We start from the raw sequence: 14,577 nt of genomic DNA, 5'->3' as shown, positions 1-14,577 counted from the left end.
GCGTTCAGTTACCAGCTTTACAGCTTCAACCTTGAACTCCCGGCTGAATTGCCTTCTCGTTGCCATTTGCAATCTCCTGTTTCATCGACAACCTTAACAAAGTGTCTTTGAAACCGGCAGCAGCCCATTCAGGCGGAGATGGGTGCATCGTCATCAATTGACCCGACACGCTCCCACTTGAATGAAACCTTAGTGGGGCCGCTAACCCCTGATGCTGTGGCGCAGCTCGCCAAAGACCTGATGGGAACGGCAGGGCTTACAACCCTACGCAGAGACGCTGTGCTGGGCTTGGAACTCGTTTTCAGTCTGCCAGTGGCTCACGGCTTGAACGAGCGTGATTACTTCATGGCCTGCACTGCTTGGGCGGGTGGCCGCACGAATTCTCTCTTCGTATGAATACATGAACTACCTCCAGGTAGTCCAAGATTTTGTCCGCACCCCCGACTGTCAAATTTCGGTCGGCGGCAACAGAACATGCCTCTGCAAACATCCAACGAACCGGTTTGTTCCCCGCTATGTTGCTCCAACAGGCAGCTAGCGCCCGTAGATATTGCGCAAGAAGCTATATTTTTAATAGCAAAAGTAAATACTCAACCGTCGATCTTTCCACTCCGCATTTGTTTGATTCCGCTGCGTAGCGATTTGGCTTCGCGTCTGCGCTGGCGGGATGCGTAGGTGGGGCGGGTGGCTTTGCGTTGCAGTGGTTCTATGGCGGCAGCGTCGAGGATGGCGCGCAGGCGGTCGTAAGCGTCTTGCCGGTTGAGTTCGCGTGTGCGGTGTTGCTGGGCCTTGAGGACCAGTACCCCATCGCGGGTGATGCGGCTATCGGCGCTGTGCAGCAAGCGCTCTTTCATGGCGTCCGGCAAGGAGGAGGCAGGAATGTCGAAGCGCAAGTGGATGGCGCTAGAGACTTTGTTGACGTTCTGCCCGCCGGCGCCTTGAGCCCGGATGGAGATGAGCTGCGCTTCCGCAGCAATACGGTCAAAAAGAAAAGCCACGGTAGGGTGTTGCGACGGTTAGACTGACCCGCACCATAACACCGCAGAACAAGGACTCCCCATGGCCAAAGGTCAACAAAAAACGAACAAAGAGTCCAAGAAACCCAAAAAAGACAGTGGATCCGTACCCAAACCGCTGTCCAGCGGAGAGCCGGTGCGTGCGACGGTGGTCACGGCCATCATGCCCCGTGGCAAGCTTAAAAATAAGGCCTGAACTTTCAGGCCTTGGGGTGTCAGAGCAGCGCTTGCGTTTCCGCGTAGGTGGGTGGCTGGCAACCCGCCCGTGAGCAGTTGATGGCAGCTGCCTGCATGGCTTCTTTCAATGTCTGGCTGACGCGGCCTTTGCCATCCGCATTCAGTACCCAGTCACCCAAGCAATTGCCCCAGAAGGTATCGCCTGCGCCCACGGTGTCCACTATCGTGGTTGCGGGTACGTCGGCGTCTGCCGATGCGCCGTCTACCTCCAACCATGCGCCTTCGCCACCAAAGGTGAGTGCAATGCGGCTGGTGCCGTGCTGACGGAAGAGTTGTGCGATCTCCGGGCCCTTGGCACGGCTGGGCGCGTGTACGCCTAGCAACTCCAAATCTTCATCGCTGGCTTTGATCCAGTCGGCCAGTTGCGCCACTTCTTTGACCGCTGCTACATACGCTGCCAAATCGGCAGCCAGTTTGGGGCGCAGGTTCACATCCACACTGATGGTCCAGCCCATGGCTTTGGCGCCACGCAGCACTGCAATCACTTTGGTGTGCTCCGGGGGTACCAGCAGCAGCGAGCCGGTGTGCAGCACGCCGGGGGTATGGCCTTTGAGCATGGCCAGCACAGAGGCTACGGTGTAGTCGCGGTCGGCAATGCCTTCGCGGTAAAAGCCGTAGCTGGGTTGGCCATTGGTAATCTGCACCACCGCCAACGACGTGGGCAAGCGGCTTTGGCCGGACAACACTTGTACGCCGTCTCTTTCCAGCTGTTGGGACATTTGTTGGCCGAACTTGTCGCTGGAGAACGGATTCACAAACCCGACAGATGCCCCACGCAGTGCGGCTGCGCGGGCCATGTTGTAGGGGCTGCCGCCCATGAAGGGGCGCAATGTGCCGTCTGCCTGCGAGAGGCAGTCCATCAATGCTTCGCCGAGTACCCAGATCGATGTGCTCATTTTTTCAAGAGTCGTTGACGACGGATCACGTCAATCCACACAGCCACGATCACCACCGCGCCGATGGCCATCATCTGTTTGAACTGCGAAATTTCCATCAGGTTCATGCCATTGCGGATCATGGTGATCAGCACGGCACCCAAGAGGCTGCCCCAGATACTGCCACGTCCGCCGAATAGGGAGGTGCCGCCCAAGATGACCGCCGCGATGGCGTCCAGCTCGAACATCTGGGCCATTTTGCCGCTGGACGAATCCATGCGAGCCATCAGCACCAGCGCACCCAGCGAGCAGCTTAAACCGGATACCACGTACACGCCTAACTTGTACCAGCGGATGTTGATACCGACTTGACGGGCCCCCATTTCGTTGGAACCCATGGCGTAGACGTAGCGGCCCAATTTGGTGCTGGAGAGGATGAACGCCATCACCACGAAAAAGATGCCGGTAATCCAGATGGGCATGGGCACACCCAGTATCTGGCCGTAGCCGATAAAGGGCAGGGGATCGGGCATGCCGGAGTTGTCGAAGCCACCGGTGGACTCAAACGCCAAGCCGCGCCACAGCGTGAGGCCACCCAAAGTCACGATGAAAGAGGGGATGCCTACAAAGGCCACCAGGTAGCCGTTGAACACGCCCACCGCTGCGCCAATGGCGAATGCAGCGGCAATACATACATAGGGATTTATGCCCAGCTTGATCATCATGTGGCCGGCAAGAGCACCTGCCAGTGCAGTCAGTGCACCCACGGCCAAATCCACGCCGCCGGTCAAAATCACAAAGGTCTGGCCACCGGCCAGCAAGGCGATGACGGAAGCCTGCACCAGAATGTTGGACAAATTGCCTGTGGTCAAAAAGTAGGGCGATGCAACGGTCAGCAAGGCTCCCAGGACCAAAACGGCGACAAGGGCTCCATACCATTCCTGGCGGGTGATGGACTTCATGGATTCATTTCCTCAAATAAAAAATGACGACCGCCCGAAAGCGGTCGCCTGCGCCCGGCAGCGATCCGCCGGGCAGGGGTCATACCAACTTACTTGGCCTTCATGAACTGGGCTACGCCGGAGTCCTTGGCGAACTGGTCCACATTGGAGGGCAGTACCAGGAAGGAGCCGGTGTCGATACGGGCCTCGACTTTTTTGCCTTCAGCAGCAGCGATGGCGGTTTCCACGCCCACTTGGCCGATTTTGGCCAGCATTTGCGCGGCGTTGGCGGACTGCCAGCCTTGCTTCATCATGTCCAGGCCGCCGGGGGAGCCGTCAAAACCAGCGATCATGACTTCGCCGGCCTTTTTACCCGCTGCCATCAGCGCTGCCTTGGCACCCAGGGCGCCGCCGTCCCATGCGCAGGCAATCACTTTCACGCCGGGGTTGGCGCGCAAGGCGGTTTCCACGCCGTTTTGGGCCATGGTCTGGTCCCAGGTGGTGGAGACTTCCACCACTTTCACGTTTTTGCGCTTGGCATTCAGGCCGTCCAGAAAGCCCTTTTTGCGCTCTTGACCGGTAGATTGGCCCAGGTCACCAGTGATGTAGATCACGGTGTCACCATCTTTGACTTGGCCGGCAGCCCAGTCGCCTTGCACCATGGCAGCCTTGATGTTGTCGGTGGCTACGTAAGAGGTGATCTTGGCGCCAGTGATGCCTGTGTCCACCGCCACTACCTTGATGCCAGCAGCCAATGCCTTGTTGATGGCAGGGGCGATGCCTGCGCTGTCCACGGGGGCGATCGCGATCGCGTTCACCTTGCGGGTGATCATGTCTTCCACGATGGCCAATTGCTTGGACAGTTCGCCTTTTTCAGCGGCCAATTCAATGAACTTCACACCGGCTTTTTGCCCGGCCTTTTTGGCGCCACCGTTGATCAGCGTCCAACCTTCGTTGGTGTTGCCGTTGGTGATGTAGGCAATAGTGGTTTCTGCCATCGCGGCAGACATCAGGCCGGCGGTGGCCATGGCGATGGCCAAGCGGCCCAACATGCGTTTGGTGATCATTCGTTATCTCCGTTGTAGGTTGAATTAGCAGCCGAGGTGGATTCCGTAGCGTGCTGGGAACGAATTACAGCAGAGTTTCATTTAATTAAATCTAGTAGTTTTACTAATACGATCGACGTCATCTTTCTGGCATGCTTGCGTCCAATTTCCCGAAATGAGTCCACCATGACAACTCCTCAGCCCGTCCTGCAGATCAAGAATCTGACCAAACACTACGGCGGCGTGAAAGCGCTGACCGATGCAAACTTCCGCCTGCTACCCGGTGAGCACGCCGCCATCGTGGGTGACAACGGTGCCGGCAAAAGCACGTTTGTGCGTTTGATTACCGGGGTGGAGCAGCCTAATTCCGGCGACATCACGCTGGACGGTCAGAGCGTGCACTTCAGCTCACCGCTGGATGCGCGGGATCAGGGGATTGAAACCGTTTACCAAACATTGGCCTTGGCCGAAGACCTCGATGTGCCGGCCAACATCTTTCTGGGCCGCGAGCTCACCCGCCTGTCGCTCGGCCCTTTGTCGGTCCTCAACCACAAGGCCATGCGGGAACAGTCAGCCACCATGCTGTCGACCACAGGGGTGAAGATTCAAGACATGTCGGAAAGCCTGCGCGGCATGTCCGGCGGCCAGCGCCAGTGCGTGGCGATTGCTCGGGCTGCCGGTTTCGCCAAAAAGCTGATCATTCTGGACGAGCCCACCGCGGCATTGGGTGTGGCAGAGACGGCCCGGGTGGAAGAGATTGTTAAGGGCCTGAAGAAGCAGGGCATTCCGCTCATCATCATCAGCCACAACCTGCGCCAGGTGTTTGATCTGGTGGACCGGATTTGGGTGTTCCGCCAAGGGCGCATTATTTGCAGTCGCTTGACCAAGGAGACCAATCCGGAAGAAATTGTGGGCCTGATCACCGGCGCCATTGATCCGGCGACTTTGCGTTCTGAGGAGGCCGTCGCATGCTGAAAGGTCTGGACCCCCTGTTGACGCCCGAGTTGTTGATGCACTTGTCTGCCATGGGGCATGGCGAGTGGGTTGCTGTGGTGGATGCCAATTTCACCGCCGATTTTCTGGGCAAAGGCAAGGCGCTGGTGCGTTTGCCCGGCCACAGCTTGGAGCGGGTGAGCCAAGCGGTGCTGTCGGTGTTTCCCTTGGCCGAAGACGTGGCGTGCCCGGCCGCCTATATGCAGGTGTGTCACAGCCCCGAGGGCCACAAAACTGCTGCGCAAACATCGGTAGTGGCTTTGCTGGAGCGAGAAGGTGTTGCTGCGAACCGGTTTGAGGCCGTGGAGCGTTTCGCGTTTTACGACAAGATCAAGGGCGCCAGCGTCATTGTGCAAAGCGGAGAAGTGACGGCCTACGGCAACGCCATGTTTTGCAAAGGCGTTATTCTTTGAGGGCTTGGCTGCGCAGGCAGCCCGTCAAAGAGGGAACCTATTTTGAAAATTTATCTCGATTCCGCGCGCACTGAAACATGGAGCCTGCCAGCAGGCTGCCCACCGGTGCAAGGTGTGACCACTAACCCGACGCTGGTATTTCAGGCCGGTTTGCCGGTGACCCTGCAAAGCTATCTGGGGCTGATTTCCGCAGTAGCGGACCAAGGGCTGCCAGAGCTCATGCTGCAGTTACCCGACAGCGATCCCCAGCAAGCCCGCGAATGGCTCAAGGTGCTGCAGCCAGCCGCCGCAGCACGCAAGGTACAACTTACGATCAAGCTGCCCTGTGCCCCCAACTGGGAGGCCTGTATTGACGCCGTCCAGGCCGAGCAACAGGGCATTTTGCTCACGGGCTTGTCTAACGCTGTGCAGTTGTTGTGGGCCCAGCACAAAGGTGTGCAGTACGTCGCTCCGTATGTGGGGCGTTTGGTCAACGACGGGCGCAACGTCTGGGCGTTGATGGAGGCGTGTGTGGCGGTTCAGCCCCATGGGCCGCAGCTATTGGCTGCCAGCATCAAAACCCCGGAAGTGCTGGCCCAGTTGATGGCGGTGGGCGCGGCGGCGGTCACGCTGCCACCCGCGAGTCTCGCAGCGTGGTGCACGGATGCACTGACGCAAACTGCGGTTCAGCAGTTCGAGAGCGATATTCAATCGAGTTTGAAATTGGGCGCCAAGTAAACCGGCGCTGCACCATGCAAAAAGGGGCCTTGAGCCCCTTTTTGCATGGGGTGGATCACAGCTTGTTCATCCGGCTGTCCAGCGGGCTGACAAAGGAGTTCAGCTCCCAGCCGGAAGGCAACCGGCTTTCCTGAAAGTCGCCGCCAGCCAAGGGTGTAAAGCCGGAGGCGGTTTCTGCGGACTTGCTTTGCCGTCTGCGGGTCACCGCAGCTTGCAGGTGCTCGCGCACGTCCTGGAAGCGGCCGTCGAGCGGCTTTTCGGCCATCATGGCGGCATGTTCGCCGAGGAAGGCGGTACGAATCTGCGTGAGGTGCGGCAGATTGTCCGGGTCAACCACCCAGTAGCGGATGTTGCATTGGTCCAGCAACGTGTGCTTGAGCGTTTGGTTGCCCAGCGACAAACCGTGGGGCCCCGGGACGTCTACGCACCCGATCACTTTGCCGTCCAGGCTGCAGATGGTGAAGGTGCAATACACCCCGTTGAGCAATTTGTACCAGTGGGTGGCTTCTGTTTGCGATACAGGCACGGTAAACCGGGTGACCGGCAACTTGACCAGAACCTGGTGGTCAAACATGACCTTGGTGAGCCACAGCCATACTTTGCGCTCCCGGCTGTTGACCAAGGGGCGTGCTTTTAGCGGCCAAACCGCCGGAATTTTGCGACGCTGGCGTTGCAAATAGCGGCTGCGCCAATAGAAGGCGGCGAGGCCGAGCAGCAGCCCGCCAAGAAATGAAAAAAACATAGCAACACCCTGGATGTGAGGCCTTCATGCGAGGCCTTTAGTTATGGCAAAAGTTTAAACCGCTTTTGCCATTCCCACTACTGGCAATGCCAAGCGGGTTGGGGCGCCAGGTTGCCGTGGGCGTCTGGAGCCTAGTTTTTGTAAATGAGCCGCACGTCGTCCAAGTGGGTCAGCAGCAGCTCTACCAATGCCGGGTCGAAGTGCTTGCCGGATTCCTGGCGGATGTAGTCCAGCGCCTTGTCCAGATCCCAGGCGGGTTTGTAGCAGCTGGCGCACACCAGAGAGTCGAGTACGTCCGCAATCGCGGAAATGCGTCCTGGCAGGCTGATAGCCGCACCGGCCAAGCCGGCAGGGTAGCCGCTGCCATCCCAGCGCTCGTGGTGTTCCTGGGCAATCTGGGCGCCCAAGGCATGTATGCGGGTGCTGGACTGCGACAAGAGCGTATGCCCTTCGCTGGCATGGGTGCGCATCACACGCCACTCGTCATCGGTCAGCGGGCCGGGTTTGGTCAGGATCTGGTCGGGAATACAGGCTTTGCCCACATCGTGCATGGTGGCCGCCACCCGGATCAATTCCACTTCAGCATCAGAGGCTCCGCCCAAGCGGGCGAGCAAGGCGGCGATATCGCCTACCCGCTCGGGGTGCTTGGAGGAGGCGCTGTCGCGTCGCTCGATCGCACCACCCAAGATCGAAATGGTGTCACGTTGGGTGCTTTCCGTCTCGTCGCGTAGCAGCAGGCTGTCATACGTAATGGCCACATTGCGGGAGAACAGCTCCAGCAGTTCCTGGGCCTGCTCGGTGATGGCCTCTGGGAACTCCATATAAATCAGGCTTTCACTTCCAGCCTTGGTACAAAAGTAGCCCGCGTAGTAGCGCTCACCATGGTGGCTGGCTTTCTCGGCCAGGGAACGCTTGATGGCGGCTTGCACCGCCGGCGGCAGGTTGGCTACCTGGTCGGCCACCATGAGCTGGGAGTAGGCGCTGGTGGCTGCCAGCACGCGCAATTGGCCATGGCCGATGTTGGCGGTGTAGGCACTCACGCGGCTGGCGCACAGGCCTTCGCCATTCAGGTCGAGCAGGTAGTTGAGCTGGGAGAGCACGGCAGAGGCAAAGCTGCGCAGGTTGTTGGAGTCGCAGACTTCGCTGATCGCTTCGATGGAGCGCACCAGGCCTTGGCGAGCATGCTCAATCCGCATCAAATCGCGATAGGCCCGCAAGCCTGCGTAAAACACGGTGATCAGCTTGCGCCGGGTGAGGTCGGTTTTTTCTTTGTAGTCGTTGATGTCGTAGTCGCGGATGACTTGCTCTTCCGGTGCCTGACCGGGTTGCCCGGTGCGCAGCACGATGCGGACATTGAGGTTGCGCAGCTCATCGCGAATGTGTTTGGCCAAGTCCAGCCCCGCGTGCTCGGACTCCATCACCACGTCCAGCAGGATCAGCGCAATATCTTGCCGCTGCTCCAGCACGGTCCGCGCCTCGGCGGCGCTGTAGCAGTGGGTGAACTGCAGGCCCCGGCCGTCCATTTCAAAGTCGGACATCACCAGCTTGGTGACTTCATGCACGGCAGGCTCGTCATCCACGATCAAGACCTGCCAGGGCACCACGGTATCGCGTTGCACCTCAGTTTCTTGCTCGTCGCTGAACACCAAATCATCGGTCATGGCACAGGTCCTCGTTGGAAACGAATCTTTCAAGTCTAGCGGATGTCACTGCCATACTACGCCCATGCAGTTACAGGAAATACTCTACACCCAAGGCTTCGGCACCCGCCGGGTCTGCGCCGGCCTGATTCAGCAGGGGCTAGTGCAAGTTTATATGCCCAATGAGGGTCCAGCGCCCGTCACCATTGTGCAAGCAGCTACTGAATTTGTAGCGGAAGGTTTGCGCTTCCGGGTGCAAGGCGTCGATTGGCCTTATGCCGAGCGGGCGTACCTCATGTTGCACAAGCCGGCAGGCACCGAGTGCTCGCAAAAGCCGTCTACCTACCCCAGCGTCTACACCTTGTTGCCCAGCCCGCTGCGCATGCGCCCGCAAAAAGCGGCGGTGCAAGGCGTGCAGGCCGTGGGCCGGCTGGACCAGGACACGACGGGCATGCTGCTGCTGACCGACGACGGCAAATTCATCCACCGCATGAGCTCACCCAAGCACCATGTACCCAAGGTGTACGAGGTCACGGTGAAGCACCCGCTGGATGACAAGCAGGTCAGCAAGTTACTCAGTGGTGTGGTGCTCGACGACGACCCCCAACCGGTGCGCGCTGCGGCCTGTGAGGCCGTGAGCGAGTTTCACCTGCGGTTGACGCTCACAGAAGGCAAATACCACCAGGTCAAGCGCATGGTGGCAGCGGTGAGCAACCGGGTCGAGGGCCTGCACCGCTCCCGCATCGGCGGTGTGTCGCTGCCTGCAGACCTGGCGCCGGGCCAGTGGCGCTGGCTGACGGAGGCGGAAATCGCGGCCGTGCAGGCCAAGGCGTAAGCAGATGAACGCCGTTCTGGACGCCTTCTGGCGCTCATTGATGTACTGCCTGCACCCTAGGGTGGTGCTGTGGTCCCTGATGCCGCTGGTGCTGATGATCGGCATCACCGCCGGCTTGGGCTATTTTTATATGGACGGCCTGCTGGCCTGGGTGGGGCGGGGGCTGGAGTCGCAGGACTGGCTGCAGGCCATGTGGGCATGGCTGGAGTCGGTGGGTTTTGGCAAACTCAAAATGGTGCTGGTGCCGCTGATCGTCATCTTGGTGTTGACGCCGGTAGTGGTGTCGGTCAGCCTGCTGGTGGTGGCCACCATGATGGCGCCGCAAATGGTGCAGCTGGTCGCCAAGCGGCGCTTTCCAGTGCTGGAGAAGTCGGGCAGTGGCTCATGGTTGAAAAGTGCGGGCTGGGCGCTGATGTCTACCCTGGCCGCGCTGCTGGCGATTGTGGTGACTTTGCCCTTCTGGTTGATTCCGCCACTGGTGCTGGTGTTGCCGCCGCTGATTTGGGGCTGGTTGACTTACCGGGTATTTGCCTATGACGCTTTGGCGGACCACGCCAGTGCAGATGAGCGCCGCGAGATTTTTGCCCGCCACCGTTGGTGGCTGCTGGGCATGGGCGTGTTCACCGGCTACCTAGGCGCGGCGCCGAGTCTGATCTGGTCACTGGGTTTTACAGCGGTCGCACTGGCGCCGGTGCTGGTGCCGGTGTCCATCTGGTTGTACACCCTGATTTTTGCCTTTGCCTCCTTGTGGTTCACCCATTTCGGACTGAGCGCGTTGCAAGGCTTGCGGGCTGAGCGTGCTCGTGCGAGCGACGAGGTACCCACCGAGATTCTTCAGGTTGTGGATGTGGAGCTTTTATGAAATTTGGCGTCATCATCATCGGAGACGAAATTTTGTCCGGCAAGCGGGCCGACAAGCATCTGGCCAAAGCTATCGAGCTGCTGGGCGCACGCGGGCTGCCCTTGGCTTACGCGCATTACGTGGGGGACGACCCGGAGCGCATCACCGCCACACTTGCTGCTGCTTTTGCCTCGGGTGACACCGTGTTTTCTTTCGGTGGCATCGGCGCCACGCCGGATGACCATACCCGCCAATGTGCCGCCCGGGCGCTGGGTAAACCTTTGCAGTTGAGCGACGCCGCCCGCGCACTGATTCTGGAGCGCATGCAGGATGTGGCCCGGGAGCAGGGCCAGCCCTTCGAGCCCGAGCGCCCCGACAATGTGCACCGCTACCAGATGGGCATGTTCCCCGAAGGTGCATCCGTCATTCCGAACCCGTACAACAAAATTCCCGGTTTCAGCCACCCCGGTACAGGTGAAGGCACGGTGCATTTTGTGCCGGGTTTTCCGGTGATGGCCTGGCCGATGGTGGAGTGGGTGCTCGACACCCATTGCCGTGGGTGGTTTCAGCAGGGGGGCTGGCGTGAGCAATCCGTGATTGTGTTTGGCGCCATGGAGTCTTTGTTGACGCCTTTAATGGAGTCCCTCGAGGCACAGCATCCGGTCAAAGTGTTCAGCTTGCCCAGTGTGGACCACCCGGAATACGGCCGCCATATTGAGTTGGGTGTGAAAGGCCACCCGGACGTGGTGCCCGTAGCGTTCGCGGCCCTGCGGGAAGGGCTCCAAGCCCTGAACATGCCGCTAGGCCCCGAATTGGTGCGCAATTGAATTTGCACGCTATTGGTGCATCATCGAGTTTGCACCAATGGTGTGCACATAGGGACCCGGCAAGCCACAAACGAGTTTCTTTGTGGCTTGCCGGGTCCCTGAAAGCACTTTCTGGAGGCAAAATAGAGCGGTTTGCCAATTTGAGTTTGGTGCACGCTTTGGCATAAAAGCTGCATTAAGTGCCGGGCAATCTTTTTTACAACCGTGCAACAGGAGTATTTGATGGCAAAGACCGTCGCTGACGTAATGAAATTGGTGAAAGAAAACGAAGTCAAGTTTGTTGACTTCCGTTTCACCGACACCCGCGGCAAACAGCAGCACACCACTGTGCCTGTGTCCCACTTCGACGAAGACAAGTTCACCTCCGGCCACGCATTCGACGGTTCTTCTATCGCCGGCTGGAAGGGTATTGAAGCGTCTGACATGTTGTTGATGCCCGATCCCAACACGGCCAACATCGACCCCTTCTTCGAAGAAACCACCCTGATCATGAACTGCGACGTGGTGGAGCCTGCCGACGGCAAGTCCTACGACCGCGATCCACGTTCCATCGCCAAGCGCGCTGAAGCCTACCTGAAGGCTTCCGGCATGGGCGACACCGCTTACTTCGGTCCCGAGCCAGAGTTCTTCTTGTTCGACGGCATCCGTTGGAGCACCGACCCCCAGAACACCTTCTACGAAATCGAAGAGTACGAAGCCCCCTGGAACACCGGCACCAAGCTCGAAGGTGGCAACCGCGGTCACCGTCCCACCGTCAAGGGTGGCTACTTCCCCGTTCCTCCTGTCGACAGCACGCAAGACATGCGCGCTGAAATGTCCCTGATTCTCGAATCCTTGGGCATCCCGGTTGAAGTGTTCCACCACGAAGTGGCGGGCGCTGGCCAGAACGAAATCGGCACCCGCTTCTCCACCCTGGTGGAGCGCGCTGACTGGACCATGTTGCAAAAGTACGTGATCCACAACGTGGCCAATGCGTACGGCAAGACCGCGACTTTCATGCCTAAGCCTTACCACGGCGACAACGGCTCCGGCATGCACGTGCACCAGTCCGTGTGGAAAGACGGCAAGAACTTGTTCGCTGGTGACGGCTATGCCGGTCTGTCTGACTTCGCGCTGTACTACATCGGCGGCATCATCAAGCACGCACGTGCTTTGAACGCTATCACCAACCCCGGCACCAACAGCTACAAGCGCTTGGTTCCTCACTTCGAAGCTCCGGTCAAGTTGGCGTACTCCGCCAAGAACCGTTCCGCTTCCATCCGCATTCCTTTTGTGGCAAACCCCAAGGGCCGTCGCGTGGAAGCCCGTTTCCCCGATCCATTGATGAACCCTTACCTCGGCTTTGCAGCCTTGTTGATGGCAGGTCTGGACGGCGTGGAAAACAAGATCCATCCCGGCGAAGCTGCTACCAAGGACCTCTACCATCTGCCTCCCGAGGAAGATGCAAAGGTGCCAACCGTGTGCCACAGCTTGGATCAAGCCTTGGAAGCCTTGGACAAGGACCGCGCGTTCCTGACCAAGGGTGGTGTGTTCACTGACTCCATGATCGATGCCTACATCGACTTGAAGATGCAAGAAGTGACCCGCTACCGCATGTCGGTGCACCCTGTCGAATTCGACATGTACTACAGCCTGTAATCTTCGCGCTGCAAAGCACATAGACCAGCAAAAAGGACGGCGCAAGCCGTCCTTTTTTTATGGCAACACTTCCACACATATCGCCTTGCCAAGGTCGGGGATACTCTGTGGTTTGGTCAACAGGCATTTTTTGACGCATACTGAATCCAGCATGAAACCCATACTCCCGATTCTTTTGCTTATGGCAGGCGCGCACATGGGCGCACAGGCGCAAGAGCGCATTTACCGTTGTGGCAATGAGTACACCAATACGGTGTCGGAAGCCAATGCCAAAAACTGCAAATTGATCTCGGGTGGCAATGTGACCGTGGTGCAGGGGCAAAAGTCTGCATCGGCCAGTAGCGGTGGCGCGAAAGTGGCCTCGGCTCCCAGCAGTGCGCCGCGCATCGACACGGCGGACCAGCGCGCCAAAGACTCGGATGCCCGCCTGATCCTGGAAGCTGAACTCAAGAAGGCCGAAGCCCGCCAGTTGGAGCTGCAAAAAGAGTACAACAATGGCGAGCCCGAAAAGCTGGGCCCCGAGGCGCGCAACCACCAGAAATACCTGGACCGGGTGGCAGAACTCAAAGCCGCCCTGGCCCGCAATGAGAGTGATATTGCCGGCATACGCCGCGAGCTCGGCCGCCTGCCCGGCAGCGTCAGCACCGCCAAGCCTTGAGGCGCACGCGGCCTGTGTGCTGCACCGGCGTCCCCGGCCCCGCGCTCTGCATTTGAAGCCCTTTTTTCACCGGACAGACCCCCATGGAGCGATTCCAATCTTTTGACCTGCTGGCAACCCTGGTGGCGGTCGTGTCTGCAGATGCCTCGGTACGCTTTTCCAACGCAGCGTTGGAAGACTCGCTGGGCATTTCTCGTCGCAGCATTGTGGGCTCCAATTTTGCCGAGGTGTTTACCGAGCCGGCGCAGCTCTTGAGCGCGCTGGAGGGGGCGCTGGACAATGCCTTTGCCGCCCTGCGTTACGACGCTTGGCTCAAGCGTGCGGGGCTGGAGTCCATGCCGGTGCACGTGATCGTGACGCGCACCGAAGCGTCTGAGGACATCATTGTGGAAATGGTGCCGCAAGAGCAGCAAACCCGGCAGGACCGCGAAGAGCGCCTGGCCGAGCAGGCCCAGACCAACAAAGAGCTGATCCGCAACCTCGCGCACGAGATCAAGAACCCGCTCGGCGGCATTCGCGGCGCAGCCCAGTTGCTGGAGATGGAAATGGAGTCCCCGGAGCTCACTGAGTACACCCAGGTCATCATCCACGAGGCCGATCGCTTGCAAAGTCTGGTCGACCGCCTGCTGGCCCCGCACCGCCGGCCGCATCTGGTGGGCGACGTGAACATCCACGAAGTGTGTGAGCGGGTGCGCTCCCTGATCCTGGCGGAGTTCCCCAAGGGGCTGCGTGTGGTGCGGGATTACGACATCTCTATTCCCGAGTTTCGCGGCGACCGGGAGCAGCTGATTCAGACCGTGCTCAACATTGCCCACAACGCCTGCCAGGCACTGGCAGAGCGGATCACTGCAGGTGACGGTTGTGTGACATTCAAGACCCGTGTGACGCGGCAAATCACCTTCGGCAAACAGCGTTACCGGTTGGCATTGGAATTGCATGTCATCGACAACGGACCTGGCGTGCCAGATTCGATCAGAGACCGCATTTTTTACCCGCTGGTGTCGGGCAGAGAGGGCGGCTCCGGGCTGGGGCTCACATTGGCACAAACCTTTGTGCAACAGCACCATGGACTGATTGAAGTGGACAGCGTGCCCGGCCGTACGGACTTCAAAATTCTGATTCCGTTACCGTAACAAACCGACAAAGAAACTAGGGTGC

At 59.2% G+C, this 14,577-nt stretch carries 16 protein-coding genes; 10 read left to right on the top strand and 6 right to left on the bottom strand.

The annotated features are described in order from the left end of the window. Positions 1 to 590: 590 nt before the first annotated feature. Positions 591 to 998: an alternative ribosome rescue aminoacyl-tRNA hydrolase ArfB gene (gene arfB, locus FDM28_RS14475; RefSeq protein WP_138516252.1), complete on the bottom strand. Its 408-nt coding sequence runs from the start codon at positions 996 to 998 to the stop codon at positions 591 to 593. Between the two features lie 61 nt (positions 999 to 1,059). Between arfB and FDM28_RS17695 the strand changes: the two genes are divergently transcribed. Then, the gene (locus FDM28_RS17695) at positions 1,060 to 1,212 is read left to right on the top strand and encodes a hypothetical protein (protein ID WP_170211775.1); all 153 of its coding nucleotides are present in this window, start codon (positions 1,060 to 1,062) and stop codon (positions 1,210 to 1,212) included. A gap of 19 nt (positions 1,213 to 1,231) precedes the next feature. On the opposite strand, the gene FDM28_RS14470 is transcribed toward FDM28_RS17695, so the two are convergent. From FDM28_RS14470 to FDM28_RS14460, 3 genes are all read right to left on the bottom strand, one after another. Further along, positions 1,232 to 2,149 (bottom strand): PfkB family carbohydrate kinase, encoded by a 918-nt coding sequence (locus FDM28_RS14470; RefSeq protein WP_138516250.1) that lies wholly within the window; start codon positions 2,147 to 2,149, stop codon positions 1,232 to 1,234. Next, positions 2,146 to 3,090 (bottom strand): ABC transporter permease, encoded by a 945-nt coding sequence (locus FDM28_RS14465; RefSeq protein ID WP_138516248.1) that lies wholly within the window; start codon positions 3,088 to 3,090, stop codon positions 2,146 to 2,148. Before FDM28_RS14465 ends, FDM28_RS14470 begins: the two co-directional genes overlap by 4 nt. An 89-nt stretch (positions 3,091 to 3,179) precedes the next feature. Then, positions 3,180 to 4,136 (bottom strand): sugar ABC transporter substrate-binding protein, encoded by a 957-nt coding sequence (locus FDM28_RS14460; RefSeq protein ID WP_138516246.1) that lies wholly within the window; start codon positions 4,134 to 4,136, stop codon positions 3,180 to 3,182. A 165-nt stretch (positions 4,137 to 4,301) separates the two neighbouring features. Here FDM28_RS14460 and FDM28_RS14455 point away from each other — a divergent pair, with 165 nt between their 5' ends. The 3 genes from FDM28_RS14455 (at position 4,302) to FDM28_RS14445 (ending at position 6,238) form a co-directional block, all read left to right on the top strand. Beyond that, positions 4,302 to 5,090, top strand: coding sequence for an ATP-binding cassette domain-containing protein (locus FDM28_RS14455; protein WP_138516244.1), 789 nt, complete (start codon positions 4,302 to 4,304; stop codon positions 5,088 to 5,090). Beyond that, a complete protein-coding gene (locus tag FDM28_RS14450; RefSeq protein ID WP_138516242.1) occupies positions 5,084 to 5,521 on the top strand; it encodes an RbsD/FucU family protein in 438 nt (145 codons plus the stop codon). The genes FDM28_RS14455 and FDM28_RS14450 overlap by 7 nt, the downstream gene beginning before the upstream one ends. A gap of 114 nt (positions 5,522 to 5,635) precedes the next feature. Beyond that, positions 5,636 to 6,238 (top strand): transaldolase family protein, encoded by a 603-nt coding sequence (locus FDM28_RS14445; protein ID WP_138516240.1) that lies wholly within the window; start codon positions 5,636 to 5,638, stop codon positions 6,236 to 6,238. A 55-nt stretch (positions 6,239 to 6,293) separates the two neighbouring features. Here FDM28_RS14445 and FDM28_RS14440 read toward each other — a convergent pair whose 3' ends face one another. Together FDM28_RS14440 and FDM28_RS14435 are read right to left on the bottom strand one after the other, a co-directional pair. Beyond that, entirely contained in the window at positions 6,294 to 6,980 is a 687-nt protein-coding gene (locus FDM28_RS14440) for a hypothetical protein (protein WP_138516238.1), read from the bottom strand. 131 nt (positions 6,981 to 7,111) lie between these two features. Next, positions 7,112 to 8,641 (bottom strand): DUF3369 domain-containing protein, encoded by a 1,530-nt coding sequence (locus FDM28_RS14435; RefSeq protein WP_138516236.1) that lies wholly within the window; start codon positions 8,639 to 8,641, stop codon positions 7,112 to 7,114. A 64-nt stretch (positions 8,642 to 8,705) separates the two neighbouring features. Between FDM28_RS14435 and FDM28_RS14430 the strand changes: the two genes are divergently transcribed. The 6 genes from FDM28_RS14430 (at position 8,706) to glnL (ending at position 14,552) form a co-directional block, all read left to right on the top strand. Continuing rightward, positions 8,706 to 9,455, top strand: coding sequence for a 16S rRNA pseudouridine(516) synthase (locus tag FDM28_RS14430; protein ID WP_138516234.1), 750 nt, complete (start codon positions 8,706 to 8,708; stop codon positions 9,453 to 9,455). A 4-nt stretch (positions 9,456 to 9,459) separates the two neighbouring features. Continuing rightward, positions 9,460 to 10,317: an EI24 domain-containing protein gene (locus FDM28_RS14425; protein ID WP_138516232.1), complete on the top strand. Its 858-nt coding sequence runs from the start codon at positions 9,460 to 9,462 to the stop codon at positions 10,315 to 10,317. Beyond that, the gene (locus FDM28_RS14420; RefSeq protein ID WP_138516230.1) at positions 10,314 to 11,123 is read left to right on the top strand and encodes a competence/damage-inducible protein A; all 810 of its coding nucleotides are present in this window, start codon (positions 10,314 to 10,316) and stop codon (positions 11,121 to 11,123) included. The genes FDM28_RS14425 and FDM28_RS14420 overlap by 4 nt, the downstream gene beginning before the upstream one ends. A 222-nt stretch (positions 11,124 to 11,345) precedes the next feature. After that, complete coding sequence (gene glnA / locus FDM28_RS14415) at positions 11,346 to 12,761, top strand: type I glutamate--ammonia ligase (RefSeq protein ID WP_138516228.1); 1,416 nt, start codon at positions 11,346 to 11,348, stop codon at positions 12,759 to 12,761. Positions 12,762 to 12,912: 151 nt separating this feature from the next. Beyond that, entirely contained in the window at positions 12,913 to 13,419 is a 507-nt protein-coding gene (locus FDM28_RS14410; RefSeq protein ID WP_138516226.1) for a hypothetical protein, read from the top strand. Between the two features lie 83 nt (positions 13,420 to 13,502). Further along, a complete protein-coding gene (glnL, locus tag FDM28_RS14405) occupies positions 13,503 to 14,552 on the top strand; it encodes a nitrogen regulation protein NR(II) (protein WP_138516224.1) in 1,050 nt (349 codons plus the stop codon). Positions 14,553 to 14,577 lie beyond the last annotated feature (25 nt).

The sequence above is a fragment of the Rhodoferax bucti genome (assembly GCF_005876985.1).
In the GTDB taxonomy this organism is placed as follows: Bacteria; Pseudomonadota; Gammaproteobacteria; order Burkholderiales; family Burkholderiaceae_C; genus Allorhodoferax; species Allorhodoferax bucti.
Note: the sequence above shows the minus strand (reverse complement) of the source record. Positions and strands in the feature narration are given on the sequence as shown.

What these genes read in the sequence shown, in the direction of transcription:
- FDM28_RS17695 (WP_170211775.1), top strand. Translation starts at nt 1,060, where the DNA reads ATGGCCAAAGGTCAACAAAAAACGAACAAAGAGTCCAAGAAACCCAAA.
- FDM28_RS14470 (WP_138516250.1), bottom strand. Translation starts at nt 2,149, where the DNA reads ATGAGCACATCGATCTGGGTACTCGGCGAAGCATTGATGGACTGCCTC.
- FDM28_RS14465 (WP_138516248.1), bottom strand. Translation starts at nt 3,090, where the DNA reads ATGAAGTCCATCACCCGCCAGGAATGGTATGGAGCCCTTGTCGCCGTT.
- FDM28_RS14460 (WP_138516246.1), bottom strand. Translation starts at nt 4,136, where the DNA reads ATGATCACCAAACGCATGTTGGGCCGCTTGGCCATCGCCATGGCCACC.
- FDM28_RS14455 (WP_138516244.1), top strand. Translation starts at nt 4,302, where the DNA reads ATGACAACTCCTCAGCCCGTCCTGCAGATCAAGAATCTGACCAAACAC.
- FDM28_RS14450 (WP_138516242.1), top strand. Translation starts at nt 5,084, where the DNA reads ATGCTGAAAGGTCTGGACCCCCTGTTGACGCCCGAGTTGTTGATGCAC.
- FDM28_RS14440 (WP_138516238.1), bottom strand. Translation starts at nt 6,980, where the DNA reads ATGTTTTTTTCATTTCTTGGCGGGCTGCTGCTCGGCCTCGCCGCCTTC.
- FDM28_RS14435 (WP_138516236.1), bottom strand. Translation starts at nt 8,641, where the DNA reads ATGACCGATGATTTGGTGTTCAGCGACGAGCAAGAAACTGAGGTGCAA.
- FDM28_RS14430 (WP_138516234.1), top strand. Translation starts at nt 8,706, where the DNA reads ATGCAGTTACAGGAAATACTCTACACCCAAGGCTTCGGCACCCGCCGG.
- FDM28_RS14425 (WP_138516232.1), top strand. Translation starts at nt 9,460, where the DNA reads ATGAACGCCGTTCTGGACGCCTTCTGGCGCTCATTGATGTACTGCCTG.
- FDM28_RS14420 (WP_138516230.1), top strand. Translation starts at nt 10,314, where the DNA reads ATGAAATTTGGCGTCATCATCATCGGAGACGAAATTTTGTCCGGCAAG.
- glnA (WP_138516228.1), top strand. Translation starts at nt 11,346, where the DNA reads ATGGCAAAGACCGTCGCTGACGTAATGAAATTGGTGAAAGAAAACGAA.
- FDM28_RS14410 (WP_138516226.1), top strand. Translation starts at nt 12,913, where the DNA reads ATGAAACCCATACTCCCGATTCTTTTGCTTATGGCAGGCGCGCACATG.
- glnL (WP_138516224.1), top strand. Translation starts at nt 13,503, where the DNA reads ATGGAGCGATTCCAATCTTTTGACCTGCTGGCAACCCTGGTGGCGGTC.